This window comes from Clostridium sp. chh4-2 (assembly GCF_002899675.1).
Classification (GTDB): domain Bacteria; phylum Bacillota; class Clostridia; order Lachnospirales; family Lachnospiraceae; genus CHH4-2.
Window position 1 is genome coordinate 32,480 of record NZ_PKUU01000031.1, and the last position, 26,671, is coordinate 59,150.

The window sequence follows — 26,671 nt, forward strand, 5'->3', positions numbered from 1 at the left end:
TTACTGCCCTTTATCCCCTAATCAGCAGCTTTCAAAGAAAATTCATGCGCCGGCTTATCATATTGGCGCCCGGTGACCACCTTCGCGGTCAGATTCGTGTTATTATAGACAATCGACCACTGTGTCGCATTGATTCTTCCCGATTCCGACTTGTGCCAATCGCTTGAGACAGCTTCTAAAAGATCCATCCCGGCCTGTTCATCCTTTAAAATTCCGCCGCATTCATCCAAAGTATCCTTTAAAATCTGATACCGGTCCTGGCCGCTTCCGAAATTATATTTTCTATCGGACAGCAGAAAATTGGTAGCCATCTGGTAATTTTTATCCGCTTCCAATACGATAAATTCATCATCTATGTATTCCACCACCGCGCTGTTTCCCTGAGCATCCGCTATCTGGAAATGGTAGTTGCTTCCTGCCGAAGCGTTCATATCGTACTGCTCCAGCAGGCTTACCGCTTCCGCCACCGTTGCGGCCTTATCCAACACCAGGCGGACGGCAGTCGTCGTGGTGATATCGATCTTTCCGTTATCCTGATGTGTGGGTTCGTCCGCAATTCTCAGAACCGCTATGGACAGCCCCTTTTCATTGATTCCGTCCAAAGGCGCATAGGGAGCCGCCAAAGTAATAACCTTTCTCATAAAGCTGTCCGGAAGTTTATCCGTTCCAAATCCTAAAAAGGCCAGGTTAACCGTGGAATAAGACTGATACCCATGATCCGGAGCCGTTTTAATAAAAAGGGCCGGGGAATAGGTCAGGTCAAAATTCCTTCCGAATATCTGATCTCCATCTTCTGTCTGAGCGCTGAACGTGGAACAGCCCAGATCGGGGATGGAAAATTTCACCGGAAGTCCCTTTAACAGACGTTTTGTCACAAATTCCACCAACTCTCCGTCGCTCTTCGCCCCCGTTTCCAGAAACTCGTCAAATCCATAATCCCCGTCATATTCCATCACGTATAAAACGTTATCATCCACCTGTTTTAAGGAACTGACTGTTTTCAGTTCATGGCGGAACACAAATGCAGCTCCCCCCAGAACGACAACAGCCAAAATCAGAAGGCCGGCAATGATCCCGGCCAGTATTTTTTTCCATCTCTTTTGTTTCATCTCTTCTTTATCCTATTCCTTTTTATATTGAAAACCATACCATCGCTTAAAGCTTCCCTCCTGGAAGGTATATTCCGGGGTCTGAAGCGGATAGCTTATCTCAGAAACGTAATACCAGGGATCTTCTTCATGCAGCGGATTGTTCAGAATATGAAAATCCTGGGCCGGCATGTATCCCTGAGCCAGCAGGAAACACAGATTTCCCATCTCATCTTCCGCCATATCCGCCACCATCACGCAATGCCCCGGACTTCCCCCTTTGATAAACATATCTCCGGCCTGCATATCCCCGAGTTCAACAGGGGCGCTTTCTTCATCCAGCGACAGGGTTCCCGCATACATCATCACATACTTTAAATAGAGCAGAAATGTTTCGTAGGAATCGTTATAGGATTCCTTATCCACCCAGGAGGTATTGTTTCCGTCCACGGCCAGCCGTTTTCCGCTGATCCAGGACGGATAGTCCATGAGAAATCCATTGGTCAGATGAAAGGCGATCTTATCATGGGCACCCATCGTCCAGAAATATTCCGAATAAAGGCGGATTACGCTGTCCGCACACTGCTGCAGATCGCTGTCAAAAACAGGGAAGTCAAAAACCGCCGCCTGTGCGCTTTGATTGCCCTTTTCCCGCCCGTCATATAAAAGTACTTTGCTTCCATCCGGCTTCATCGCCCTCATCCGCATATATCCCTGGAAGCTTCCGGCCTCTTTGGGTATCCGCGCATAGCCTTTTGGCGTTCGGATTCTCGTCTCAAGAGTCATCCCTTCCGGATCAATCAAACTCTTTTTTTCTTCTCCCTGTCCCTGAACCGGAGAAGTTTCGGTTACCAGTTCTATGGTCCCGGCCCGAATGGTCACCGTCACCGGCTCCTCTGTGCTGCTCTTTGTTTCCGCCGGGATTCTCCGGCCGCCGCAGCCGGTTAAAGTAACGGCAGTCAAGAGCAATCCTAAGGCCGCAGCCCTGGTATATTTTTTCATAGCATTATCCTCATACCCGTTTTTTTGTTCTGATATTTATTGTACCATAATCCCGGCATGAATTCTATGAATTAATGCAACTGTTCAGCAGGTTGATCAGAGAATGCTGACCCTTACCTTATTCACCCTTTTATCTTTCATTTCCAGAATTGTGACCTTCATATCTTCATAGGTGAATTGATCCCCATTTTTCGGTATCCGCCCGATCTCTTCCATCGCCCAGCCGCTGACGGTGACGACGTCAAATTCCCGTTCCTTATGCAGCAGCTCAAATAATTTTTCCACATGAGCGGTTCCCAGAACCAGATATTCCCGGTCTGAAATCATCTCGATCTCATTGATTACCACATCGTGTTCATCCCAAATCTCCCCAACAAGTTCTTCTAAAACGTCCTCTAACGTTACGATTCCGACCATACCGCCAAATTCATCCACAATTACCGCAATATGTGATTTTCTCTTTTGAAGTTCTTTAAGTAGCGCTCCTATCTTCATATGTTTCGTAATAAATAAAGCGGGACGGGCCACCTGCTGCAGTTCCCTGTTCTGGCCGCAGATCAGGTGATAAAAATCTTTCTGATACAAAATTCCCGTAATATGATCGATATCGCCTTCATAAACAGGAAGGCGGGAATAGCCGGTTGAAGAAAACAGTTCTGCAATCTCCTCCTTTGAGGCATCGGCGGAAACTGCCGTCACATCGATCCGGGGGGTAAGGATATCAACAGCTTCCAGCTCGGAAAACTCGATAGCATTGCGTATCAGACCGCTCTCCTGCTCATCGATTCCTCCGCCCTGCTGCACTTCATCTACAATACTTAACAGCTCTTCTTCCGTAATCCCGGCATCCTCCGTTGTCTTAAAGGCCAATGACAGAAGCTTTTTCCATTGGCGGAAAAGAAAATTAGCCGGTGTCAGAATCACGATAAAGCATTTCAGAAGCGGAGCGGAAAACATGGCGAACCGCTCCGGCGATTCTTTTGCAATACTTTTCGGTGATACCTCGCCAAAGATCAGGACCACAATCGTTGTGACCACTGTCGATACACTGGCTCCCGCCTCATCCCCCAGAAGTTTTACAAATATTAAGGTAGCTAAGGAGGCGCTGGCTATGTTGACGATATTATTTCCTATCAGGATTGTGGACAGCAGGCTGTCATAGTCTTCTGAAAGTTTAAATACCAATGCAGCTTTTTTATTCCCTTTTTCCGCCATATTCTTAATCCGAATGCGGTTCAGGGATGAAAATGCGGTCTCTGTGGCCGAAAAATAAGCTGACATAATAATACAAAATATAATGATAATAAGTGAAATACTGTGACTTTCCATTTAATAATCCTCTCTCTTTTTAATTTGCTTGTGAATAACTTACTCCGGTCTTCGTCTTATCTGCCCATCGGTTCCTCCCTTTCTGCCGCCAAAAACACGAAAAGGCACAACCCGCCGTCTGAAAAGACCGCAGGTTATGCCTGTAATATCCGAATCTATGCAGTTTGATTTTGACTTAACAAAAGATATATGGGATTCTTCGTCGCTGTCGGCGTCGTCCATGAAATGTTTCCTTTCTCCATCCGTGTTACGGATTATCAGTTATTATAAAGGATCCCTGTTTTCTTCGTCAATCCGTTCCCCCAATGCTTAACGCCGTTTTAACAGCTCTGTTCCTGTTCTTCCAGCGGATTCACATGGACCATGCAGTGCTTCACCTGGAGAAATTCCGTTTCAATGGCGCAGTGTACATTTTCTGCTATCTGATGGGCGTCTTTGAGATCAAGCCTGGAATCCGCAGCTATTTCAATGTCCACATAGATCTTGGAACCGAACATCCTGGTTCTGATTTCGTCCACCCTGCAGACCCCTTCTTCCTTCAAAGCCGTTTCCGTCATCTTCGCCACAAGCTTATCATCACATGACTTATCCACCATCTTATCCATAGCGTCGCGGAAGATGTCCGCCGCCGCCTTTCCGATAAACACACAGATCACAAGGCTGGCCGCCGGGTCCAAAACGGGAAATCCCATACGGGCTCCGAAAATTCCCACAAACGCCCCAATTGAAGAAAGGGAATCGGAACGGTGATGCCATGCGTCTGCCATCAGTGCGCCTGAATTAATCCGTTTGGCTGCCGCCCTGGTATACCAATACATCCACTCCTTTACAACAATGGATACGACGGCAGCTTCCAAAGCCAGCTTTCCGGGAATGAGAAGTGTGCCTGAAGTCCCTTTCATGATTTTCTCCACCGCGCCAAGGCCGATACCGATTCCGGTGATAAACAAAACGGCCGCAAGCAGTATGGACGCCACGCACTCCATCCGCTCATGTCCATAGGGATGTTCTTTATCTGATTTTTTATTGGCTGCCGTAACCCCGGCCATAACGACAATGGTGCTGAACACATCCGACGCAGAATGAACCGCATCCGATATCATGGCTCCTGATCCAGCCAGAATCCCTGCGGCCAGCTTAAACAGTGAAAGAAGACAGTTGATCACAATGCTGACTGTGGACACCCTCATCGCTATATTTTTATCGGTTGGCGCCTCTGCTTTTTTCCTTAAATGTTTCATTTACATTTACCTCCAATGTTTTGCAGCTGCCGTCCATCCATGGTGCTTCATTTATGGGAAATCCTATTTTTCCGTAAAATAAAAACACCTATGGAACAATATCTTAGTAAACTACTGTCCCACAGATGCTGTCTTCATCTGTTGTCGCCTATGGCAACCCGGCCCTATGGATCTCATCCATCGCCTGCTCAGTTTGTACTGTAGATTTATATGCAGTGCAAAGAGTATTTCTATATCATATGCGAAATCCGGATATTTTGCAACAAAATCTTAGTACAAATCAAGAATTTAGTTTATTGGGCGGCTTTCACCGGACTGTATTCCAGCTTCATCCTGATATCCTGGCCGTAATTGCCGAAACTCCTGCCATATATAGTCAAACCGCCCACATGTTCTGCCTCTTTCGGCACCTCGAAACGGAAACGGATTGGAACATGCTCATCCAGCTTAAATTGGTCAATGCACACATCCGATATCCTGACACCGTCGATAAAAGAGCCTTCATGATTCACCGTTATACATTTTAACAGGCCATATTGGTTCATATTGCTGTTCCACCATTCTGGATTAAGCGCACCTTTCGTTCCTCCGAAGTCTCCGGGGCTGGTCCACATTCCCAGCAGAACATCGTTAAGATAAAAATAAATATCGGAAGGCCACACATCATTATGTCCCGGAGCCTCGGAGCCCAGTTCCGCTGTAAGGGAAAGCTGGTCCGCCCTCTGCCCCTGCGGTATCAGATTGGGCAGTATATACTCCACATACCCTTCCGTAAACCATAAGATATCACAGCCGCTCCGTTCCGGATGTGAGAAAAAGCGCGGATCGTCCACCTGGCCGATATAATGGGTCGGCGTGGACAGGCCGCAGGACGGGGCCACCCGGTAGCCGCAGTAAAGCCCCACTTTGATATCGGCTTCGTAGAGATTATCTTTCACCGGCTCCCTACGCATCTGAACCAGAATCCGTTCCGCCGTCACCCTGTATTTTTTTTCATTGCCCACGCTGGCCTTTGTATCCACGGCAATAATTCCCGCCTCAGCTAACAGCCGGATATGGCTGGTTAAAGCTCCGTTGGTCAGATTTAGGGCACATGCCAAATCATTTAAATTCATATTATCATGCTCAAGCAGAAGTTCTAATATGGCGATGCGGATATCTGAACCTAACGCTTTAAACAATGTTTTTCCTTCTCTTAAATTAGATATTTGTATCATTCGTTTTCCTCCCCGGATAAAATAAGGCGTATGTTTAGATTATAGAAGAGGCTGGAAAAGAAAACAAGGCTTTTAAGTTTTTAATAAAGCCCCCAAACAAAACCCATTTGACAAATACCAAAATCTATGGTATTTATTAATTATATATTTTTCTATAATATATACTTTTATTTAAAATTAAACAATAAAAGAAAGCGGGGAACAGGTATGGCGAATCAGATGATTGTAAATGGATCTTCAAAAAAGGGGCAGATCAGCCGGATGATCTATGGCCATTTTGCCGAGCATTTGGGCAGATGTATCTATGACGGTTTCTATGTGGGAGAAGATTCTTTCATTCCAAACACCAGGGGAATCAGAAATGATGTGGTGGAAGCTCTTAAAGAGATCAAAATCCCCTGCCTCAGATGGCCGGGAGGATGTTTTGCTGACGAATATCATTGGAAAGACGGCATTGGGCCGAAAGAGACGCGTAAAGAGATGATCAACACGCATTGGGGCGGAGTCGTTGAAAACAATCATTTCGGCACTCATGAATTCTTTGATCTCTGCGAAATGCTGGATACGGAACCATATATCTGCGGAAATGTGGGAAGCGGAACAGTCCGCGAGATGTCTGAATGGGTGGAATATATGACCTTCGGTGGAAAATCCCCTATGGCGGATCTCAGACGCCAAAACGGTAAAGATGAACCATGGCATTTAAAATATTTCGGCATCGGCAATGAGAACTGGGGCTGCGGCGGCAAAATGAGGGCCGAATACTATGCGGACGAACTGCTCCGCTATCATACATACGCCCGCGATTACGGCGACAATCACCTCTTCCGCGTGGCAGCCGGTCCCAGAGGATCTAATTACCACTGGACGGAAGTGCTGATGCGGGATGCTTCCATGCATTTGGACGCCATCGCCCTCCATCACTATACCAGACTAAATGATCCCGTCATTCCTATGAAAATGCAGGATGGAAATGAACGCTATCTGAGAGATGAGTCCAGATCCCGTACATCGGCCACTGATTTTAATGAAGACGGATGGTTCGGCATCATGAAAGCCTCCTACTTTATGGATGAACTGATCGAAAAGCATTGTCAGATCATGGACCGCTATGATCCGGAAAAGAGAGTGGCTCTGATTGTGGACGAATGGGGAACCTGGTTTGACTGCGAACCAGGCACAAATCCCGGTTTTCTCTATCAGCAGAACACGCTGCGTGACGCTTTATCTGCCGGAGTGACTTTAAATATCTTCAACAATCACTGTGACCGCGTAAAGATGGCCAATATTGCCCAGACCATCAACGTGCTGCAGGCCATGCTGCTGACCGAAGGCGATCAGCTGGTGCGCACACCTACGTTCCATGTATTTAACCTCTTCAAGGTTCATCAGGATGCTGAGCTTTTGGATTTCGCTGTCTTATCGGATGACTATTGCTATGAAGGAGAAAGCTTAAAGCAGATCAGCGCTTCCGTATCACGGGCAGAGGACGGCTCCATCAACATGACTCTGTGCAACATCGATCCTCATAAAGACGGCGTAATAAAATGCCACGTGGAGGACTATGGAACTTTCCGGCTGAAAACAGGGCTTGTGCTCACTTCCGGCCAAATGCAGGATAAAAATACCTTTGAAAATCCTGACCTGGTAAAACCCGCTCCATTTGAGGACTGTTCCATCCAGGATAACTGTCTTACCGTACGGATTCCGTCAAAGTCAGTGGTATTAATAACCTTAGAGCCCGAAGGTACACAGCGATGAATCCCGCATCCAATGCAGCCGTTCCTGATATTAAAAGGGACGGCTGTCCCAGATGCGGCATGCAGTCTCTTTCCGCCAGCGATTATCAGTCCTCTCTGAAAAATTACGTGGAGCAGCTGGATGACGACATCAAGGTTTCCACGGACATTTATAATCTGCGCTTAGAAGCCTGTAAATCCTGCGGCCACCTTATAAACGGCATGTGCAGGCTCTGCGGCTGCTTTGTTGAGATGCGGGCTGCCAAAAAAAGTCTCCGCTGTCCGTGCAGGCCGGAGCGGTGGGCTTAAACTCAGACGTTTTTTCATTGTGCCGGAGTATTATTTTCATCCGGTTCCAACCCGAATATCTTGTAATTCGCCCGTCCTGCGCGCTTTGCTTCGTAAAGGGCTATATCAGCATTGTGGTAGAGTTCGTTAAATTCCATTCCGTCGTGGGGGCAGAAAACCACGCCCAGACTGCAGGATACCTCTCCCTTTTCAGTATATTCCCTCTTCAGCAGGCCGCAGAGCGCCGCGATTCTGGGAACAACTTCGGTCTCCGATGAAATATCGTAGAGAAATACCATGAATTCATCTCCGCCCATCCGCCCGCAAAGGTCGCTTTTTCTCAAAAAGCCTTTCAAGATCTGGGCTGTTTCCCGGATCACCTGATCGCCGAACTGATGGCCATAGCTATCATTATGTTTCTTAAACTGATCGATATCAATCATAATAAGGGCGTGCTGCTTTGTCTCCGCGCTATGTTCCAATATATCCGTAACCCTGGAGACAAAGGTTCCCCGGTTGAGGATTCCTGTCATCCTGTCCTGCTCAAGCTGCTGATACAGGCGCAGATTTTCCCTTTTTTCGCTGTCGATATCCAAAGTCATCATAAAAAGCCTGACATCACTGTTATAGGGATCTGCGATGAGCTGGACCGTGGCGCGCACCCAGTAAAGGCTCCCATCCTTTCTTTTCCTGAGATAATCCAAAGTTCCGCCTCTCTGCCCGTCATAATACCGGGTCAGAAGCTTTTCCCTGTTGAAAAAGTGATAAAACCGCTCCCTGTCCCCTTCATATACAAAATGTTTTGCAATATAACGCACAATCTGCGTATATTTCTTCAGTGGCTTGAGATATTCCGGAGGTTCGTCCCCTACCCCCTCCTCCACCGCATTCCGGGTTAGGTTATACTCATAGTAACCAATGGTTTTACCTTCTTGTGTTTTAAAATGCTGACTCCATTTCTGGTAAGCCAGCTCTTTTTCACGCTGTTCCGTAATATTTTCACAGGAAATAATCGCCCGCCTGGGCCTTCCTTCTCCGTCGAATATGGTGTAAAATCTGGCCGCATGCCAGCAGATAGACCCATCCTTTCTCCGTTTTTTTACCACTGCATTGCCTTTTGGTTCCCCCCGCATGATGGATTCGTAAAAATCAATATAGGCTTTTCTGCTCGTCTCATCAATGGCGCCGGATTCTGCCACGCTGTACGGCACATTCTCTGAGACAGTCGGCAGACCGAATTCTTCCGCCGTATCCTCCGGTTGATGCAGCCTTCTCTCCGCCACTTCAAATACATACATAATTTTATCGGTCAGTTCGAATGCGATCCGGCTTTCCTCCATACTGATGCGAAGTTCCTCTTCCATCCGTTTCCGGTCCGCAATATCCACCAGAGCACAGAGCATGGTGTCCGGCTTTAACGGATCATAGGAACACTGAACCAAAAGCCACAGAAGTTTTCCCGAACTGTGTACCCCCCGGTATTCCAATTGGAAATTTCTGTCCTCCTGCTCCACATGTCCCATTACTGCTTGATAGATGCCTTGATATTCCGACTCCGGCAGAATGAATCTGGCATTTTTAAACCCCTTTTCAGATGCATTTTCCGCAGTATATCCATAGATGTCATAATATAACCTGTTTGCATACAAGATAGTAAGATCCTCATCCAGCGCAACCTGGCAGATACCGCAGGGCACTAAATCAAGTATGTTCTTGTAATGTTCCAATACTGATAACCCCATCTATCCCCACCCTCTTCCCATTTGAGATGTCCTATTCTAATTATACTCAGTTCTTTTCCGTGATATAAAAAAGGAAACCAAGAATCCTCAGTTTCCTTCTTTAGATGTTTTTAACTTAGCCAGCCAAAGACAGCGCAGAAATGGAATCCGGCGGCTTCCCTTCCCTGATTTCTTTCCGTGCGTCCCCTTCCTAAAAATCATAATTTTACAGCAGATGCTTCCGAATCTCCGCTCCGTCCAGCGCGCTTAAATAAGCGGGAGCAATATCGAATACCGTTTTACAGCCAGTTTGTCCTTCTTTGCTCAGACGGTAAGCTGCTCTCGCATAAGCCACGATCACAGAGGACGTGAATTCAGGATTGGAATCCAGCTTCAGGCTGTATTCAATCACATGATTATGTTCATCATTCCATCCGGTCTTTCCCGTGCGGATGACAAAACCTCCGTGAGGAATCCCCGCATGGTCTCTCACCAGTTCTTCTTCACTGATAAAATGAACGGTGGTGTCATAATCGGCAAAGTAATTGGGCATAGTGACGATCTCTTCTTCGATCTTCTTTAAATCAGCGCCTTCCTCCGCCACCACAAAACACTCTCTCGTGTGCTTATCTCTGGTTGTCAGTTCCGGATTGCTGCCGCTGCGGACTGCGCTCAATGCGCTCTCAACAGGCACGGTATACTGTCTTGCATCCTTAACGCCCTCGATCCGGCGGATTGCGTCTGAATGGCCCTGGCTCACTCCTCTTCCCCAAAACGTGTAATCATGTCCGCCCGGAAGAACCGCATTGGCGTACAGTCTGTTTAAAGAGAACATACCCGGGTCCCAGCCCACGGAAATAATTCCCACATGGCCGCTTGCCTTAGCCGCAGCGTCCACCGCTTCAAAGTGCTCCGGAATCTTGGCATGGGTATCGAAACTGTCTATCACATTAAAATATTTCGCAAATTCAGGGGTCTGAACCGGAAGATCCGTCGCACTTCCTCCGCATAAAATCAGAACATCAATATCATCCTTTTTCGCCGCAGCCTCATCCACCGAATACACGCCTGCTCCCGGTGTGAGTATTTTAAGGCTCTTGGGATCACGTCTGGTAAATATTGCTGTCACTTCCATATCCGGATTATGCTTCACCGCACATTCCACGCCTTTTCCAAGGTTTCCATATCCTAAAATACCAATTCTGATTGTCATAGTTATCATTCCCTTTCATTTATTTTTCAAGTTTGATTACGGTCAGCGCAGCAAATGCGCAGACCTGTTAAACAGCTGCTGTTTATCTATGTATAAAATACATAATTTTTTTGATTATACAATAATTGAAAACAGATGGCAAATAAAAATTCACCCGGATTTTCAGTATTTTCCCCGGTCAGCTGCCGGAACGGACAGAATAACCGGCTTCCGGCAGCAAAACCTGTTCCCGGAACAGGCTGGAAACCGCCGCTTCATAATCGCAGAAACGCTCTGATTTTTTTATTTTTTTCAGATATTTGTCCGGATTGGAAAATGTTGTGCCCATATAAAACCACAGTTCTTTCATGCGGAACAGAGGATTCCGCTCGCCCTGCATGATTTTTTGATATCCATGATAGATTTCATCGTGAAAGGCTCTCAATTTTTCTTTATCCGGCGGAAGGTTCTCCTTTATCTGAGAAATGATTCCCGGGTTTGCGATCACCCCGCGGCCCAGCATTACCGTCTCCACCTGAGGACAGCATTGGGAAAATTCTTCCACTTTGTCCGGGCAAAAGAGATCGCCGTTATAACAAATGGGACATTTCCCCAGTTTCAGGGCGTCCTTAAAAACTTCAAGATTGGGCGTGTTCTTATAATAATCCATCTGAATCCTGGGGTGAATGATTAGTTCCGCCAGAGGATATTTGTTATAAATTTCTATGAGTTCATAGAATTCATCCGGATCGGTTTTTCCAATCCTGGTCTTTATGGAGATGCGCATATCCAAAGAAGCAAAAACCTGGTCAAGAAAAAGGTCCAGTTTTTCAGGAAATGCCAGAAAGCCGCTGCCCTTTTTCTTCGCCACCACGGTTCCCGACGGGCATCCAAGATTCAGATTCACCTCTTCGTAACCCAGATTTTTAAATTCTAAAGCCGCCCAGATAAAATCCTCCGCATTATTGGTGAGAATCTGCGGCACCAAAGGGATGTTTTGGTTATGTTCAGGAAGGATGTCGTTGATTTCCTTGGATGAGAATTTCTTCTTCTGGTTCGGTGTAATGAAAGGTGAAAAATATTTGTCCATCCTGCCGAAAATGTTATGGTGGGCATTCCGGTAAATATATCCGGTTATCCCTTCCATAGGCGCTAAATAGTAGTTCATGGGGCAGAAATTCCTCTCGTTTATTTTTCCTGTAATTCTACCACGCCTTTTTTCAGTTGACAAGAAAAAGCGGATTGAGCCTCTGCTTTCAATCGTTCTAAATCACCGGAATCCGGATGTGCCGATGCTTTGTGAAAATTATCAATCATGTTCCGAATGCGGGCGGGATCGGAAGCTTCTGAAAGCATCTTTTCATAACGTCTAAGAACCGATTCCGGCATCCTCCCCTGGCACATAAAACTGCCCGCTATGCAGTTTGACCCGTCCAGATTACTCCTGACGCTGTTCATTATTTTAGAAAAATATTCTTCACTGCCGCCAAAACCAGACGTTCCAAACAAAAATACGGTTTTACATTTTAATTTCTTCAAAAAAAGTTTTACATCCTCATCACAGGAGCCTTTATCCGTCCAAAAACCGACAAATATCATATCCGCATGGGATGCCGTATCGTCCAATGGGCCAAAATAGATTCGTGTTTCCTCAGAAAGCATTTCTCTCAATGCTTCTGCCAGCCGCTCTGTATTGCCGGTCCGGCTGCTGTATGTAATGGAATATTTCATGATTTCTCCTCCTTATCATAAATGCATTGGACGCCCTGATGTTTTAAAATCCCACCCAAGCATTTTCGGTTGCACCGCACACAGCGGCGGATTTCCGTGGTTTTTCCGGAAATAATCTTTTCTACCCATTCCGGATCGGCAATCAGCTGACGGCTCATGGCAGCGCAGTCGATTCTGCCCTGTTTAAGCTGCTCCTCCACAAAATCAGGATCTGTCAAACCGCCCACTCCGCAGACCTGCAGTTTGGTCAGACCGCGGACCTTATCACAATAATTGAGGAAACATCCCTCTTCTGAAAAGCAGGGATGGTCCGCCGCCGGAATCGTATCAGACAACTGGGAATGATTGGCCAGAGCCACATGAAAGCTGGTAACTCCCGCCTTCTCTAAAAGAGGAATAAATACCGGAAGCTCCTCTTTTAAAATGCCGGCATTGCCATAATGAGGATTTTCCTGCCGGACCGCAAGTTTATAATCAATCGGATAGCCGGGCAGCCTCTTCCTGATGGCAGAAACAGCTTCTACAGCAAAACGGGCACGGTTTTCCGGTGTTTTTCCGTATTCGTCAGTCCTGCTGTTGAAAATAGAAGAACTGAAGCTTCCGCACATCCGGTCCCCATGTACCTGGACCATGTCGAATCCTGCCTTTTGGGCCAAAACCGCCGCTTCGCCAAAAGATGAAGTGATCTTTTTCACCTTAGATTGGGAAAGACCGCTGATGTAGGGACCGACCTGCTTGTTAAGAAGGGGCCGCAAATCTTCCATTGATATTTTTTTACTCAATACGCCGGGAATATATTTCAGCATGGATTTGATATCGGAATCCGACTGATGAAGCTGGGCGCAGATTTTACACCCCCGCTTATGTGCAATGGAAACCAGTTCCTGGTAATATGCAAATCCTTTTTTGCTGTACAGCGAATATCCGTGGCTGGTCTTGCCCGCCGGCACGTCTCCTATGATGATCATGGCACAGCCGCCCGCAGCTATTTTTCCGATCTTTTCAAAGTATTTTTCCCGCGGCAGTCCCATGGTTGTGGGAGCGAAAATAATTCGGTTTTTTAATGTGACTGTCCCAAGCTCAATCGGACTTTTTATCATCTCGTACACTGATGTATTCTCCTTTGCGGTCAACCAGTTTTTCCAACAGTTCAAATAACCGGTCTTTTTCTATATCAGACAGCTTCCCCAGCACCTTTGCATCCCAATCGGAAAACACCTGATGACTTATGAGAAATGCCTGATCCCCTTTAGCTGTAAGCGACAGGCTGTATGCCCTTCGGTCCTCTTCATTCCTCTTCTTATCGATAAAACCGTCTGCTGCCAGCTTATCAATGGAACGCTGGACATGTCCCCAGTCCATACGCAGGTCTTTAATCAGCGTACCCGCCGTACATCCCGGATGCTTGCCAATATAAATAATAAAATATAAAAGCCCTTGGGTCAGCCCGATTTCCTGCAGTTTCTGATTACAAAAAGCCGTAAAATCTTTTTCAAATACCAATGCGTAAAAGGATAATGTTTGATGCATCGTTTCTCCTCCATATACTTGATTTAGTCAAGTATATTCTTATTATTTGACTTTGTCAAGTATATACCAATCAAAAGGAAAAAAAGAGCCGGAAAGGCTGCATCGAGGGATCTGATTCCCTCTATACAGCCTCTCCGGCTCTCTTCCCGGCCGCCTTCTTCCAGGCGTCTTTTTAGCCAATAAATCAAACTATTGGATAATTAATTTTCCAATTCCAATCCGGTTGGAAGACGCCTTATCGAACAGCACGATATCATTTCCCGTAAAATCGATTTTGATTGGGTGATCCACCGGATAATCAATGCTTCCGAATACGACAGCCGACAGCAGTTCTCCGTCCAGCATCACCCGAACCGTGGTTTCCATTCCCGTTGGAAGGGTGGCATATGCGGTGGCAGCGATTTTTCCCTCGTCGAGAATCGCAATATGTTCCGGACGTATGCCCAAAATCACTTCTTTTGCATCACCGGATAACGGTTCTTCCGATACATATCTGGCGTGGATTCCATAAAATTCAAGATCCATCTCCCGACCGGCGGATGATTTTACGGCAGCCGGGATAAAGTTCATGGTCGGGTTCCCCATAAAATCTGCCACAAACAGGTTATGAGGCTTCCGGTAAATCTCAAGCGGCGGCGCAAACTGCTGCAGCACGCCGGTTTCCATCAGACATACTTTCGTGGATAACGTCATGGCCTCTAACTGGTCATGGGTTACATAGATGAACGTGGAGTTGGTGTCCACATGAAGACGTTTTAACTCCGTTCTCATCTCCCCTCTCAGTTTTGCATCCAGGTTGGAAAGCGGCTCATCCATGAACAAAACCTTTGGTTTCGGAGCCAGTGTACGGGCAATGGCAACCCTCTGCTGCTGCCCTCCGGACAGTTCGCTGGGATACCGGTCTACAAACTGGCGGATCTTCAGCATATCCAGCAGTTCATTCACCCGCTCCTCAATCTTGGCCTTGGGCCATTTCATATTTTCCAATCCGAATGAGATATTTTTATAAACCGTCATATGAGGCCACAGCGCATAGTTCTGGAACAAAAATCCCACATCGCGCTTATCCGGCGAAAGGTTAATTCCCTTTTCCGCGTCGAATACCGTTACGCCGTCTATCATAATCTGCCCCTGGGTTGGAGTTTCGAGGCCGGCTATCATCCTCAGTGTGGTGGTTTTCCCACATCCGGACGGGCCCAGCAGCGTGATAAACGAACGGTCTTCAATGACCATGTTCAGATCATCCACCGCAACAAATTTATTACCAAATTCTTTTTTTATATTTTTTAAGATAATTTCCGGCATATTAATTTCCCCCTACTCCTTTATCAATGGAAGCTCCTGTAACCTTGTTTACAGTAAAATTAATGGTTAACACGATCAATATAATCAGAAGGTTAATGGCATTTCCATATTGGGAAGCTCCTTTTTCGTTATAGGTCATGAGCATCGTGGTCAGTGTCTGAGTCTTTGAGCTGACCAGCATGACGAACAGAGACAGTTCTCTCATACAGGACACGAATGGAAGTAAAAATCCCGATATAATGCTTGTTTTCTGAATCGGAATGATGATCTTAGTCATCCGTTTCCACCAGGAAACACCGAATATGGTAGCCGCTTCCTCAATCTCCGCAGACAATTGGAGCATGGAATTAGTTCCGGCTTTTGTCGCAAACGGCAGATACTTAACAGAACCAACCAATACCAGAATCGTGAAGGAATTGGCAAGGAAGGAGAAGTTGGACGCAATTGCCAGATAAATGGCGCCAAATGCCATAGCAGGAATCAAATATGGGAAAAATGATAATCCGCTCACCCATTTGGACAGCTTGCTTCCTCTTCTTCTGACAACCGCGTATCCGATAATAACGCCGCAGGAACCGGCGATCAGCGCGCAGATAACAGACAGCTTCAGCGATGTCTTAATCGCAGACCAGATGGACGGATCTTGTAAAATACCGCTGTCCCCCACCGTGGTGGACACGGACCCGGATTTTCCGATCCAATAATTCAGCGTCATGTTGGCCATGCTGTAATCGCCTGATTTAATGATAAGGGACTCCAATGCAAATGAAATCAGCGGCATGATGCACACGAAAAACAAAATTGCACAGAGAACGCCTGAAATCACATATTTTCCAGCTTTTAAATCCACCAATGAGATCTGTGAGGATTTCCCCGTAATGGTGGTATAGGATTTTCTGGAACCGGTAAACGCGCTGTTTGCCAGCATGATGCACGCGCCCAGAATTACCATGAACAATGCCACAATATACGCCTGGCCGATGGCCGTGCTCTGCAATGTCTTCATCTTGGTGGTCAGCACATAAAAGTTAACCGGCGATCCCAAATAGATCGGAACCGCATAAGATCCCATAACGCTTGCAAATGCCAGCAGAAATGTGGATAAAATCGCAGGTTTTACGATGGGAAGGGTGATCCTTAAAAGGATTCTCCTTCTCGGCGTCTTCAATATCGTGGCCGCCTCTTCCAGATTGGCGTCCATATTCCTCAGAATACCACCGATAAATATATAAGCGAACGGCGCATAATGAAGACCCGACACGATCACCATGGGAAGAAGCCCATAGACAAACCACTCCGGCGCGCAGATTCCTGTCAGCGAGTAGATAAATCCCGGTGATCCGGTTCCGATTCCCGGATTCTTAAACATATTGAGCCAGAAAAGGGCCAGCGTCCAGGACGGCATTATATATGGAAAGATGAAAACCGTCGAGATGAACCGTTTTGCCTTTAAGTTGGATCTTGTCACAAGCCAGGCTACGGTGCCGCCGAATACCAGTGCAAATATGGCGGACAACGATGCCAGCAGAATGGAGTTCATCATCGGTTTATAGAAATTGATATAGCTGTATTTATGAGTGCTGGTGGTCAGTAACTTTTTCCAGCTTTGAAGCGTCAGTTCCCCTTTTTTCAGTCCGGGCAGAACCGTGGCATCCGTGGCGTGTACGATAAATGTGTGGTGAAGCAGTTCGCACAGCGGATACAAGGTCAGCAAGACCAGAATGACGGAAAAAAGGACTAATATGATGTTGGCTGGTTTTGAAAAAAATGCTTTTACCCGATTCGAAACCTTGTTCATATCCCTCTCCTATCCGATGTTTGGTCAGAAAAAGAGCGCTGCAAAATCACATCCAAATTAAGATTTTACAGCGCCCTCCACCTACATCTTGAATCTATGTTTTCTGCCGCCCGTCTACTGCGTGCAGTAAGTGATGAAATCCAGAATACCGTCTGCATAAGCCTTAGGCAGATAGGTAGGATCTTCAATTACCAGACAGTCTTTCCAGAATACCAGTTCCTTGTCGCCCTCTAACGGTTTGATTGTGGCATTGGTGGAATAAGTACCAATATCAGAATCTTTTGTCTGGAATGCGGACTTAAAGCCATCTTCTGTCATTAAGAAATAGATAAACAGTTTTGATGTGTAAGGACGGTCTGTGTTTGTAACCATCTGCAGATACATCGGATACATGAAGCCTGAAAAGCCTTCCGGCTGTTTCTCCGCATAAGCGGCTACAGAAAGATTATCCTGTGCTACGCTGTCATCACGAAGTTTGGAATATACGAACAGTCCCATATTTCCGCCCAGACCATCGGCCAGCTCTGTTGCGATATCGCCGTCGCCGGAACCGAATTTTACATTTGCAAGCATCTGTTTGATGAACTGATAGCCTGCATTCGGGCAGTCCTCGTCGAGTTCAATCTCTTTGCCATAGAAGTCTTTATAAGCGGTTTCGATCTTTGCAGACCAGTCGTCGCTGGTGAGCATTGCAAGGAAGTTTTTATTAACGGATTCCTTGCTGATATCCTTCATAAACAGTTTTCCTTTAAAGGAATCTTCGGTCAGTTCCCAGATATTAGAAATTCCTTTTGATCCGTCCGTATTGTTGTAGATGAACAGTTTATTGTAGTAATAGCAGATCAGCGGCGCCTGGTCTTCCGCTATGATGCTGTCTTTCAAATACGGCGGCACATAATTTGTCACATAATCATAATCCACAAGCTGAGTCTGGAATAAGTAAGAATCCTGCATGAGCACCACATCGGCGGTGTCCTTTGTATTGGCTTCCAGCTCTGTTGTAAGTTTTGTATACAGGTCCTGGCCGCTTTCGTTATAGTACTCGCCCTGAATGCCATACTCTTCCGTAAATGCAGCCAGCGCTTTGGAAATACGGCTTGTAGGCGCGTATACCATGAAGGTTCCGGCTCCGTCCGCAGTCGCTTCATTCTGTGCTGCCTCGATGAGCTCTTCCAGCGTCATATCGTCACCTTTTGCCGCCTCTGTCTCCTGTGCGGAAGTTTCCGTTTTCGCTGCCTCTGTGGTCTCTGCAGCCGTAGTCTTTTCCGGCTCTTTCGCCGTTCCTGCGCCCGTATCCTTTGAACCACATGCTGCCATCGAAGACATCATTGCCGCTGCCATAACACATGCCAAAACTCTTTTACCTGTTTTCATAAAACCCCTCCTCTTATTTTAATTACCCCTTTGATAGTTCTAATTATAGCGGAGTTCATGATATCTGCTAATAGAGTATTTTGACATTCATCTTGAAATATTTGACATTATTTAATAGACTTTTTTGATCTCCTGGTATTCACTGGGCGACATTTCCATGATTTTCTTAAAAATGGTGCTGAAATAATTGCTGTCCGTAAATCCCACCTGTTCCGCAGCCTCGCTCACCTTCATCGGAAAGTTGACCAGAAGTCCCGCCGCCACATGAACCCGGTAGTTTGTTAAATACTGTCCGAACGTATACCCTGTCTCCTTTTTAAACAGCCTGCAAAAATACGCTTCGCTGATCTTTAGATATTCCGCCACGTCAGTAACCATGACTTCTTTGGCATAATGCTCTCTCACATAAGCAATGGCCTTTTTTATATAGATATTTTCGGCCTGTATTTCCTCATCCGTAAGAAGTACGGTTTTTGACGTTTCCTCGTCGACCTTATGAAGCCGTATTTTCACTTTCCTGATACATTCTTCCAGATCCTTGTAATGAAACGGCTTTAAAAGGTAGTCCACCGCTTCCAGCTTCAGGGCGCTGTGAACATAGGTAAACTTCTGGTGAGCCGTCAAAAATATAAATTCCGCCTTACACTGTTTGCTCCTCAGCATCTTTACCATCTCAATCCCGTTGACCACCGGCATCTCAATATCCGCAATCACCAGATCCGGCTTCATCTCCTCCACGACCTCAACTCCCTGGTTCCCATTGGATGCTTCCCCCACGATCTCACAGTCCAGGCTCTTCCAGTCAAATGTCTGGATAATTCCCTTTCTCACATAATATTCGTCTTCTACCACCACAACCCTGATCATAGCTGCTCCTTTTCCTCACTCATTCCGCCTTCGAAAGGCAAATTCACCGTAATGGTAACCCCGTCTTCGCTCTCCACCAAGATACCGTACTCTTCCCCATACATCAGCTGAATCCTCCTATGGACGTTATACATTCCCAGATGGGAGCTTTCGTTTTGGGACAGGGTCAGATTATGGCGCAGTTTTTCCAACAGCTCCGGAACAATTCCCACACCGTCATCCCGGCAGACAAATACCACCATACCGTCCTTTTTAACCGCCGTAACCTCCACATTCAGATGTTCTCTCGTCCCAAAACCATACTTTATGGCATTTTCGATCAAAGGCTGGAGCAAAAGCTTGGGCATCAGGCACTCCTCCACCCCTTCTTCCATCCGGATCTGATAATCAAACCTCTCACAAAAACGCACTTTCATAATCTCCAGATAGATCCTGATATATTTCAGGTCTTCTTCAACAGTCACCTTTTCATTGGCATTGCTGGTATTATAGCGCAGCAGTTCCGACAGGGATACCGTCATGAACTCCGCTAAATCCGCATCGATTTTACACATAAACCGGATATTATCCAGTGTATTGAACAGAAAATGGGAATTAAACTGGGATTCCAGCTGTTTTACATGGGCATAGGCCACCGTCTCCGCCAATTCCCTGTTGGCTTCAATCTGCCGCTTTAAGCTGTCCAGCATCTCATTATAACATTTTCCGATATTTTCAAATTCCGTACTGCTCCGAATATCCAGATAAGCGTCCAGATTTCCTTCCGTCACGCTCTGAAATGCCTTGTCGATCTCCCGGATGTCGGCCGTACTCTTAACCGCCATCCGCTCCGCGCTGGAAAATGTGATAAAAAACACAAGAAACAGCACAAAGAACCCGGTAATCAGCACCGCAACCAGCACACCCACGATATCCGTATTATCCGTAATCGTATAGACGGACAGCGCTCCGCCCCACAGCTCATTAACCGTCGTATAATAACTTCCTCCCCGATAGGTAAAAAAGCCCTTTTTCCCTTTTAAATCCTTCGCCAGCCTTCCCACTTCATCCACAAAGCTGTAGCTGCTGGTGGCAAAAACCCAGCCCGTATTATCCACAAGAATATTCTTCTGCAAAGAACCGGAAAGCAGGGCCGTAAATTCAGGCCTCGATATGCTGATAATCACATACCCCCGGGTACTCTGTCCTTCCTTCACAGTTCGTCCCAAATATATCTTTTTATCGTTGCCCATAGCGGCTATGTAAATTGCAGTCTGATCCGGGTCCTCTTCGAGAATGTCCAATACCTTCCATTTTTTATTGATCTCGTTCTCTAAACGGTCAGGGTCCTCCTCTCCCGTCCTCAGACAGATCCGGTGATTCTCATCCAGCACATATAGCTCCGCCTCATACCCGGTATCCACGGAAACGGTATAAAGCTTGCGCATGATCTTCTGCCTTTTCGTTGTAGATGTTTTCGGATCAACAATATCCGGCGTCTGAGCCAGATCCTGAAGCAGCTTATCATAAGATACCAATGTATAATCCACCGTTTGCACGATTTCCTGATTCGTATTTCTGCTTTTACTGATAATAAAAAAACTTCCCACGCATAAAACAATGGCAATACACAGCACCATCAGCTGAAACACAGGCGCCAAAGAATACAAAAGCAGCATCCTCTTCAAATTTTCCTTAAATGACCTGACTGACTGAACCTTTTTCATTCGTTCCCCCACCGCAGACAATTCCGCTCTGCCTTTCACATATGGCCTTAGTATAACCCATTTACGAACATATGGGCAATATCTTTTTAGTTAACTGAGGCAGGCCGGAAAGAAGGGGAAACCCGGGCGGGCGGCGGACATGATAAGAGATCAGGGATTCGAGTTTCGACCCTAAGAGGTACTAAGGCCGGCAGAAACGGAAAAAGGCAGGTAAATACTGATTCGAAATTCAGTATTTGTCTGCCTTTTTCTGTTTCTGCCGACCAAGTACCTCTAAGTTTGTTTTTGGCGATTCATGCCTCCACCTACTAGAGGCGGGGGAATCCCCGCTCAGTTTGCTGAATCATATAGGGTCACCGTTTTTACAGATTCATTGCCTGCGTAATCTCTGGCATAGAATGTAAAACTGCCCGTTCCGGGGACCGGAAGCCATATCATCCCATTCTCATCCGGGCTGAGGGATGTTCCTCCGCTTCCGCCTGAGAACTGTTCTGCCGTTATACAACCAGATAAGACCCGCTTCCCTGGTTATCCAAATGGATCTCCATCTCCGGGGCATATCCGATCCGTGACCATCTCATTCCGGACAGCCTTCCTGTATCAAAAGACAATGCCGCACCCGCATCCAGCATTCCTCCGGTCAGCGTCCGGCCCGCCAGGCTGTTCAGCGGACGTGCGGTAGAAAGCAGAATCTCCTTCACATCCGCCAAAGTGATATCCGGATAATGAGAGTACACCATGGCCGCCGCTGCAGTCACCATAGGAGCAGCCATAGAAGTCCCGGTCATATATCCGTAGCTGTTGCCCGGTATGGTGCTGAGGATAAAAGTTCCCGGCGCAGCTAAATCCACTCCCGAAGCCCCATAATTGGAACCCGGATAAAGATTGCCGTCAAATCTCAAATTAGCCACTGAAATAATGTTATCCAAAGAATAAGACGCCGGATAACTTGGCTGGATATCAATATCCCGGCCCGGGTTGATCTGATCGCTCCCATTGCCTGCGGATACGACGAACAGCATATCGGAATTACCGATCGCCTGATAGACCGCCGGGTCTGACTCATCAGAAGACAGGCTCAGATTGCAGATCACCGCTCCGTTCGCTTCTGCATACCGGATGGCCTCCACAAGCCCTGTACTTTTTCCTCCGCCCTCCGATCCGCCCAAAGCTTTCAGCACCATAATCTTAACACGGCCGCCCGGCACTATGCCGGATATGCCGATACCGTTATTGGAAACGGCACCTATGGTTCCTGCTCCGTGTGTTCCGTGCCCGTCTTCGGCATCCGGCAGCACGTTATTATTATTATCGTAGAAATTCCAGCCAAATACATCGTCAATATAGCCATTGCCGTCATCATCAATTCCATTGCCCGGTATCTCACCCGGATTAACCCATATCGCCCCGGCCAGGTCTTCATGGCTGTAGTCCACTCCCGTGTCGATCAGGGCAACCACAACATCACGTCCGCCGGAACCAAAAAGGTTCCATGCGGTTTCAATATTGATATCAATTCCTACCGCTGCCATTATCTGAGACGCTGATCCGCTGCCCGCCGCCGCAATCACGTCATTCTGTGGTCGGGATTCCGGTTCTGCCTGGCCAAAAGGAACCGACAACACAGGAAACCGCTCATCGCTTTCATCAATCCGAAAACTGCCGTCGTTGGACAGGGCCCATTGATCTCCGGATAAGGCATCATTGGTAGAAGCGCCCTGTATCCGGTAGAAATACTCTTGTGGCCCGGCATCAAGGAGCCCATAAGATTCCGCCCGGCAGACAGCTGTTGGCCCATCTGCCAAAACCGCAGCCATTTCTGCCGCCGGCCCCGGCCGGTTTGCACATGCCGTTATCTGCATTCCCAACAGGAACATAAGGGAAATTACAATCGTTCTTCTCTTCATTCCGCCTCCGCTGTTTTCTGGCATTCTATTCGCAACTGCTGTATCCTGCTCACGTTATCCGGTCTATTGTACCGAACCGTCTGAACCAAAAGTATAGGATACGCCGTCAACATCCATCGTTGTATCGTGAATCATGGTTCCGTTGGAATCCAGGTAATATTGTTTATCCTGATCCTGAATCCATCCGGTCTGTTTTACATAGTTTTTCATGTAATACCATCTGCCGTTAATGTTCTTCCAGCCGTCGGCAGGAAGGACGGCGCCGTAATCTTTGAAAGCCAGCTCGATGGTCACATCTCCGGCGATCCCGTCTACTTCCCCCTTATCTGTAGTCTGCCAGATGGTGCGGTTCGGATATGCATAATTGGTGCCGTAGCGTGCATACCAAATCTCATAAGGAACACGGGATGCGTCGATATACTGGGTCAGCCACAGATTATTGGCATAGACAACCGGCTGGTAACCGGCATCTGAGATAATCCTGCAAAATGCATTAATCTGATCCGCAATCTGTTCCTTAGTAAGATTATTATCCAGAAGAATCTGGGATTCCACATCATATGCCACAGGATAGGAAACAGGATACTCTTTGATCACTTCCAAAACGTATCTGGCCTCCGCTTCCGCAGTGGCCACATCAAGGGCCTGGGTATAGAAAAATACTCCGGTTTTCAGGCCGTTGGCGGACGCCTCCTGCATGTTGATTCCAAAATAAGGGTCCTGATCATTCAGATAGCCTAAACGTACCATCGCAAAAGAGACTCCGTCCTCTCTGACCTTTGCCCAGTCAATTCCGGTGTCTTTATTGGCTCTGTTCTGGTATTTGGTAACCGTTATTCCTTTAGCCACCGCCCCTTCTATGGGCGCGCCTGATGCGTCCACATACTGTCCGTTTTCCATGGTCCATGGCTCCGCCCCAAAAGCTGTCAGAGGCGTCACTGCGCATATGGCCGTAATGAGCGCAGACGCAGCTAATACTGATATCTTTTTCATATTGTCCTCATTTCTACCGTTCGAATACGGCATAATCTTTTCTGAACCTTTATTCGGCCGCAGACTGCTGTGACCGAGTTCCTGTTTTACTCATCTACAGTTTACTACTTTACCCCTGCTTTAAGTCAACTTAATATTTCTTAACAATATCTTACTCAGCACTTGTAGTTAATTCCGGCTTTTCCGGCCTGAATCATCTGGTCTTTTCTCTCAATCCGGTAAATCCTGTTTCCCTTTTTGAAATTCGCTCCGGTCTGCTTAAAATAGAAGGGAACATCGGCTTCCATACACTGTCTCATGGTTTCCAGAACCCAGGAAAAGTCACAGAGTCTGGCCTCCGGCCCGGATTCGCCGCCGCAGGTTACCCCTTCAATCTTTCCGGACGCCAGATATGGCTCTATGTGGATTTCCTCCAGCATGGGCTCATGAATGATGGTGCGGTGGCGGATCGGAAGTTCCAGAAAAATGGGAAGGCGGTAATCCGCCCTGTTTTGGTTCTCAACGGTGCAGCAGATTGTCACATTCTCATAGCCGCTCTCCCAGTCAGACGGCAGCTTTGCCATAAAACGGTGTATCCGCTTGGTGATGATGCAGAACTCCAAATCCTGACGTTCCTTTATCATCGCCCAGACTTCTGCCCGCCAGGAATCAGCCTCTTCCAGAAAAAAATCAGAGGTCATACAGGCATATACCCGTTCCCCGCCGGGAATCTTATATTCACCGCCTCTGCTTCTCTTTACAGGAAGAGAAAAACTGGTTGTTTTGGATACAATTCTGCTGTCTTTTCCAAATTCCGCATCACGCCGGTATACATAACAATTGAAACAGCCGGGGCTGATCTTCGTACAGCCATGCCAGGGATTCCAAATTACCATATCTTCACCGCCTACGAACATACGTTCTTTTTTCTTTATTATAAATAATAGCGGTACATTTTTCAATAGAGAAATAGCATAAAATATAATTTTATACGCTTACACCCTATTATATCAGAAACTGGAACTCAAAAAGAAAAAGGAACTGCAAAATGATTATGTCAATATATAATCATTTCACAGTTCCTGCCCTAGTTTTTCGCCTGCTCTTCCACGTCTTATTGCGGTCAGCACAATAAATGCGCAGTCCCCGCCGAACAGTTACTTTTTTTCTATAAGATTCCCTTACACCGTCAATTAGGCTGACTGCATGTTCAGAATTGTATCGATTAAATAGTTCGTGAATTCCTCTGTGCTGGCATCTTCTGTAAATGTAGTTAAAACTACCTTTCTCTCCGAAATCGTGCAGATATCCAGCGCTTCATCCAACACCTTTTTTCTGTCTCCATATCCCACATGGGCAAGCATCATGCCTACCGCGCGGATCAGACTGCATGGATCTGCATACTCGCCCCGTCCATGGCTCATCAAATAGGGAGCTGTGCCGTGAATGGCTTCAAACATTGCATATCTGTTTCCGATATTGGAAGAAGAAGCGGTGCCAAGGCCTCCCTGGTGCTCAGCCGCCACGTCGGTTACGATATCACCATACAGATTTGGAAGCACGATCACTTCGATTCCGGCATTGAAATCGGGATCCAGCATTTTTGCGCACATGGCGTCCACCAGGCGTTCCTGTATCTCAATTTCCGGATATTCTTTTCCAACTTCCCTGACCGCTTTGATAAAGTTTCCATCCGCCAGTTTCACAATATTGGCCTTTGTAACGATGGTCACATTCTTTTTTCCATTTTTTCTTGCGAAGTCAAAAGCCGCGCGGGCGATCCGTTCACTGCCCTGCTTTGTCTGCACTTTAAAATCCACAGCCAGATCTTCATTGACCTGGATTCCTTTATTGCCCCAGATATACTCTCCTTCAATATTTTCACGGAAAAATGTCCAGTCAATGCCTTTATCAGGAATTCGGATAGGGCGCACCGCCGCAAATAATTCCAGTCCTCTTCTCAGCAGACTGTTGGCGCTTACCAGATTCGGCCACGGATCTCCTGCTCTCGGCGTCACCATAGGACCCTTTAACAATACGTCGCACTGCTTCACTTCCTCAAAAACATCTTCCGGCAGACTCTGCGTCAAAGCCGCCCTGTTTTCAATGGTCATCCCTTCAATCTGGCGAACCTCTATTTTTCCGCTTTCCAGTTCCGGCTTCATCAGCACTTCCATCACCCGAAGCGCCTGCTTCATAATCAACGGCCCAATCCCATCTCCAGGCATCACGCCCACCACAATCCGGTCTGATTTCGAAAAATCTTTTATCGTATTATCCGCTTTCATTCTCTCGATCCGCTCAAACTCCGACTGAATTAATTCCCCAAATTTTTCCTTTGCCACATCAACGCTGTTCATCCTTACTCCTCCTTCAAAATACTTTCCGATTTGCTTCTTTATTTAAATTATATATTCTTTTTATTCATAGGTAAAATACTATTTTAGTCGTATCCATTATAGTCAAAATGCATTTTACTGTATTCTGTCGCAAAATCTTTATTTAACTGGCTAAGGTACGCCGGAAAGAAGGGGAAACCCAGGCAGGCGGCGGAAGTAATCGGCGAAATGGGATTCGGGATTCGCCCCTAAGATGTACTAAGACCCGCAAGGACAAAAAGAGACAGGACCGCGCCCATTCGCAGTGAACTCCTTATGACTTCAC

Annotated in this window: 22 protein-coding genes and 1 riboswitch; of the genes, 2 read left to right on the forward strand and 20 right to left on the reverse strand. The window is 46.7% G+C overall.

Going from position 1 to position 26,671, the window contains the following annotated elements:
* Positions 1-17 precede the first annotated feature (17 nt).
* From C0033_RS24095 to C0033_RS24120, 5 genes are all read right to left on the reverse strand, one after another.
* Positions 18-1,109, reverse strand: coding sequence for a linear amide C-N hydrolase (locus C0033_RS24095; protein WP_103230397.1), 1,092 nt, complete (start codon positions 1,107-1,109; stop codon positions 18-20).
* 12 nt (positions 1,110-1,121) lie between these two features.
* Positions 1,122-2,090, reverse strand: a complete 969-nt coding sequence (locus C0033_RS24100; RefSeq protein ID WP_103230398.1) for a DUF4846 domain-containing protein — start codon at positions 2,088-2,090, stop codon at positions 1,122-1,124.
* A gap of 96 nt (positions 2,091-2,186) precedes the next feature.
* Positions 2,187-3,419: a hemolysin family protein gene (locus C0033_RS24105; protein WP_103230399.1), complete on the reverse strand. Its 1,233-nt coding sequence runs from the start codon at positions 3,417-3,419 to the stop codon at positions 2,187-2,189.
* Between the two features lie 320 nt (positions 3,420-3,739).
* Positions 3,740-4,660 (reverse strand): cation diffusion facilitator family transporter, encoded by a 921-nt coding sequence (locus C0033_RS24115; protein ID WP_103230401.1) that lies wholly within the window; start codon positions 4,658-4,660, stop codon positions 3,740-3,742.
* Positions 4,661-4,772: 112 nt separating this feature from the next.
* Positions 4,773-4,862: riboswitch (NiCo riboswitch) on the reverse strand.
* Between the two features lie 91 nt (positions 4,863-4,953).
* Complete coding sequence (locus C0033_RS24120) at positions 4,954-5,877, reverse strand: winged helix-turn-helix transcriptional regulator (RefSeq protein WP_103230402.1); 924 nt, start codon at positions 5,875-5,877, stop codon at positions 4,954-4,956.
* Between the two features lie 207 nt (positions 5,878-6,084).
* Between C0033_RS24120 and C0033_RS24125 the strand changes: the two genes are divergently transcribed.
* Both C0033_RS24125 and C0033_RS24130 read left to right on the forward strand, forming a co-directional pair.
* On the forward strand, positions 6,085-7,638 hold the full coding sequence (locus tag C0033_RS24125; protein WP_103230403.1) for an alpha-N-arabinofuranosidase: 1,554 nt from the start codon (positions 6,085-6,087) through the stop codon (positions 7,636-7,638).
* Positions 7,635-7,925, forward strand: a complete 291-nt coding sequence (locus tag C0033_RS24130; RefSeq protein WP_242984585.1) for a DUF6171 family protein — start codon at positions 7,635-7,637, stop codon at positions 7,923-7,925. Before C0033_RS24125 ends, C0033_RS24130 begins: the two co-directional genes overlap by 4 nt.
* 14 nt (positions 7,926-7,939) lie before the next feature.
* Here C0033_RS24130 and C0033_RS24135 read toward each other — a convergent pair whose 3' ends face one another.
* From C0033_RS24135 to C0033_RS24205, 15 genes are all read right to left on the reverse strand, one after another.
* Entirely contained in the window at positions 7,940-9,646 is a 1,707-nt protein-coding gene (locus tag C0033_RS24135) for a sensor domain-containing diguanylate cyclase (RefSeq protein WP_103230404.1), read from the reverse strand.
* A gap of 205 nt (positions 9,647-9,851) precedes the next feature.
* On the reverse strand, positions 9,852-10,838 hold the full coding sequence (locus tag C0033_RS24140) for a diaminopimelate dehydrogenase (RefSeq protein WP_103230405.1): 987 nt from the start codon (positions 10,836-10,838) through the stop codon (positions 9,852-9,854).
* A gap of 178 nt (positions 10,839-11,016) precedes the next feature.
* The gene (locus C0033_RS24145) at positions 11,017-11,985 is read right to left on the reverse strand and encodes a tRNA-dihydrouridine synthase family protein (RefSeq protein ID WP_103230406.1); all 969 of its coding nucleotides are present in this window, start codon (positions 11,983-11,985) and stop codon (positions 11,017-11,019) included.
* 20 nt (positions 11,986-12,005) lie between these two features.
* On the reverse strand, positions 12,006-12,548 hold the full coding sequence (gene bilS / locus C0033_RS24150; protein ID WP_103230407.1) for a flavodoxin family protein BilS: 543 nt from the start codon (positions 12,546-12,548) through the stop codon (positions 12,006-12,008).
* A complete protein-coding gene (gene bilR / locus C0033_RS24155) occupies positions 12,545-13,657 on the reverse strand; it encodes a bilirubin reductase (protein WP_103230408.1) in 1,113 nt (370 codons plus the stop codon). Before bilR ends, bilS begins: the two co-directional genes overlap by 4 nt.
* Positions 13,629-14,078, reverse strand: a complete 450-nt coding sequence (gene bilQ, locus C0033_RS24160; protein WP_103230409.1) for a bilirubin utilization transcriptional regulator BilQ — start codon at positions 14,076-14,078, stop codon at positions 13,629-13,631. Before bilQ ends, bilR begins: the two co-directional genes overlap by 29 nt.
* 189 nt (positions 14,079-14,267) lie before the next feature.
* A complete protein-coding gene (locus C0033_RS24165) occupies positions 14,268-15,383 on the reverse strand; it encodes an ABC transporter ATP-binding protein (RefSeq protein WP_103230410.1) in 1,116 nt (371 codons plus the stop codon).
* A gap of 1 nt (position 15,384) precedes the next feature.
* On the reverse strand, positions 15,385-17,181 hold the full coding sequence (locus C0033_RS24170) for an iron ABC transporter permease (RefSeq protein WP_103230411.1): 1,797 nt from the start codon (positions 17,179-17,181) through the stop codon (positions 15,385-15,387).
* A 114-nt stretch (positions 17,182-17,295) separates the two neighbouring features.
* A complete protein-coding gene (locus C0033_RS24175; protein WP_103230412.1) occupies positions 17,296-18,555 on the reverse strand; it encodes an extracellular solute-binding protein in 1,260 nt (419 codons plus the stop codon).
* 111 nt (positions 18,556-18,666) lie between these two features.
* The gene (locus C0033_RS24180; RefSeq protein WP_103230413.1) at positions 18,667-19,422 is read right to left on the reverse strand and encodes a response regulator; all 756 of its coding nucleotides are present in this window, start codon (positions 19,420-19,422) and stop codon (positions 18,667-18,669) included.
* Positions 19,419-21,128 carry a histidine kinase gene (locus C0033_RS24185; RefSeq protein ID WP_103230414.1) on the reverse strand — a complete coding sequence of 570 codons (1,710 nt, stop codon included), beginning with the start codon at positions 21,126-21,128 and terminating at the stop codon, positions 19,419-19,421. The genes C0033_RS24180 and C0033_RS24185 overlap by 4 nt, the downstream gene beginning before the upstream one ends.
* 497 nt (positions 21,129-21,625) lie before the next feature.
* Positions 21,626-23,059, reverse strand: a complete 1,434-nt coding sequence (locus C0033_RS24190) for a S8 family peptidase (protein WP_103230415.1) — start codon at positions 23,057-23,059, stop codon at positions 21,626-21,628.
* Between the two features lie 39 nt (positions 23,060-23,098).
* Entirely contained in the window at positions 23,099-24,028 is a 930-nt protein-coding gene (locus C0033_RS24195) for a glycoside hydrolase family 25 protein (RefSeq protein WP_180994882.1), read from the reverse strand.
* A 155-nt stretch (positions 24,029-24,183) separates the two neighbouring features.
* Positions 24,184-24,903 carry a DUF5131 family protein gene (locus C0033_RS24200; RefSeq protein WP_103230417.1) on the reverse strand — a complete coding sequence of 240 codons (720 nt, stop codon included), beginning with the start codon at positions 24,901-24,903 and terminating at the stop codon, positions 24,184-24,186.
* A gap of 297 nt (positions 24,904-25,200) precedes the next feature.
* Positions 25,201-26,367, reverse strand: coding sequence for an isocitrate/isopropylmalate family dehydrogenase (locus C0033_RS24205; RefSeq protein ID WP_103230418.1), 1,167 nt, complete (start codon positions 26,365-26,367; stop codon positions 25,201-25,203).
* Positions 26,368-26,671: the final 304 nt, after the last annotated feature.

Excerpts from the sequence above, each read along its gene's own strand:
- C0033_RS24125 (WP_103230403.1), top strand. The coding sequence starts at position 6,085 with ATGGCGAATCAGATGATTGTAAATGGATCTTCAAAAAAGGGGCAGATC.
- bilS (WP_103230407.1), bottom strand. The coding sequence starts at position 12,548 with ATGAAATATTCCATTACATACAGCAGCCGGACCGGCAATACAGAGCGG.
- C0033_RS24100 (WP_103230398.1), bottom strand. The coding sequence starts at position 2,090 with ATGAAAAAATATACCAGGGCTGCGGCCTTAGGATTGCTCTTGACTGCC.
- C0033_RS24105 (WP_103230399.1), bottom strand. The coding sequence starts at position 3,419 with ATGGAAAGTCACAGTATTTCACTTATTATCATTATATTTTGTATTATT.
- C0033_RS24200 (WP_103230417.1), bottom strand. The coding sequence starts at position 24,903 with ATGGTAATTTGGAATCCCTGGCATGGCTGTACGAAGATCAGCCCCGGC.
- C0033_RS24185 (WP_103230414.1), bottom strand. The coding sequence starts at position 21,128 with ATGAAAAAGGTTCAGTCAGTCAGGTCATTTAAGGAAAATTTGAAGAGG.
- bilQ (WP_103230409.1), bottom strand. The coding sequence starts at position 14,078 with ATGCATCAAACATTATCCTTTTACGCATTGGTATTTGAAAAAGATTTT.
- C0033_RS24140 (WP_103230405.1), bottom strand. The coding sequence starts at position 10,838 with ATGACAATCAGAATTGGTATTTTAGGATATGGAAACCTTGGAAAAGGC.
- C0033_RS24190 (WP_103230415.1), bottom strand. The coding sequence starts at position 23,059 with ATGCCAGAAAACAGCGGAGGCGGAATGAAGAGAAGAACGATTGTAATT.
- C0033_RS24115 (WP_103230401.1), bottom strand. The coding sequence starts at position 4,660 with ATGAAACATTTAAGGAAAAAAGCAGAGGCGCCAACCGATAAAAATATA.
- C0033_RS24180 (WP_103230413.1), bottom strand. The coding sequence starts at position 19,422 with ATGATCAGGGTTGTGGTGGTAGAAGACGAATATTATGTGAGAAAGGGA.
- C0033_RS24120 (WP_103230402.1), bottom strand. The coding sequence starts at position 5,877 with ATGATACAAATATCTAATTTAAGAGAAGGAAAAACATTGTTTAAAGCG.
- C0033_RS24095 (WP_103230397.1), bottom strand. The coding sequence starts at position 1,109 with ATGAAACAAAAGAGATGGAAAAAAATACTGGCCGGGATCATTGCCGGC.
- C0033_RS24170 (WP_103230411.1), bottom strand. The coding sequence starts at position 17,181 with ATGAACAAGGTTTCGAATCGGGTAAAAGCATTTTTTTCAAAACCAGCC.
- C0033_RS24135 (WP_103230404.1), bottom strand. The coding sequence starts at position 9,646 with ATGGGGTTATCAGTATTGGAACATTACAAGAACATACTTGATTTAGTG.
- C0033_RS24130 (WP_242984585.1), top strand. The coding sequence starts at position 7,635 with ATGAATCCCGCATCCAATGCAGCCGTTCCTGATATTAAAAGGGACGGC.
- C0033_RS24175 (WP_103230412.1), bottom strand. The coding sequence starts at position 18,555 with ATGAAAACAGGTAAAAGAGTTTTGGCATGTGTTATGGCAGCGGCAATG.
- C0033_RS24205 (WP_103230418.1), bottom strand. The coding sequence starts at position 26,367 with ATGAACAGCGTTGATGTGGCAAAGGAAAAATTTGGGGAATTAATTCAG.
- C0033_RS24195 (WP_180994882.1), bottom strand. The coding sequence starts at position 24,028 with ATGAAAAAGATATCAGTATTAGCTGCGTCTGCGCTCATTACGGCCATA.
- C0033_RS24165 (WP_103230410.1), bottom strand. The coding sequence starts at position 15,383 with ATGCCGGAAATTATCTTAAAAAATATAAAAAAAGAATTTGGTAATAAA.
- C0033_RS24145 (WP_103230406.1), bottom strand. The coding sequence starts at position 11,985 with ATGAACTACTATTTAGCGCCTATGGAAGGGATAACCGGATATATTTAC.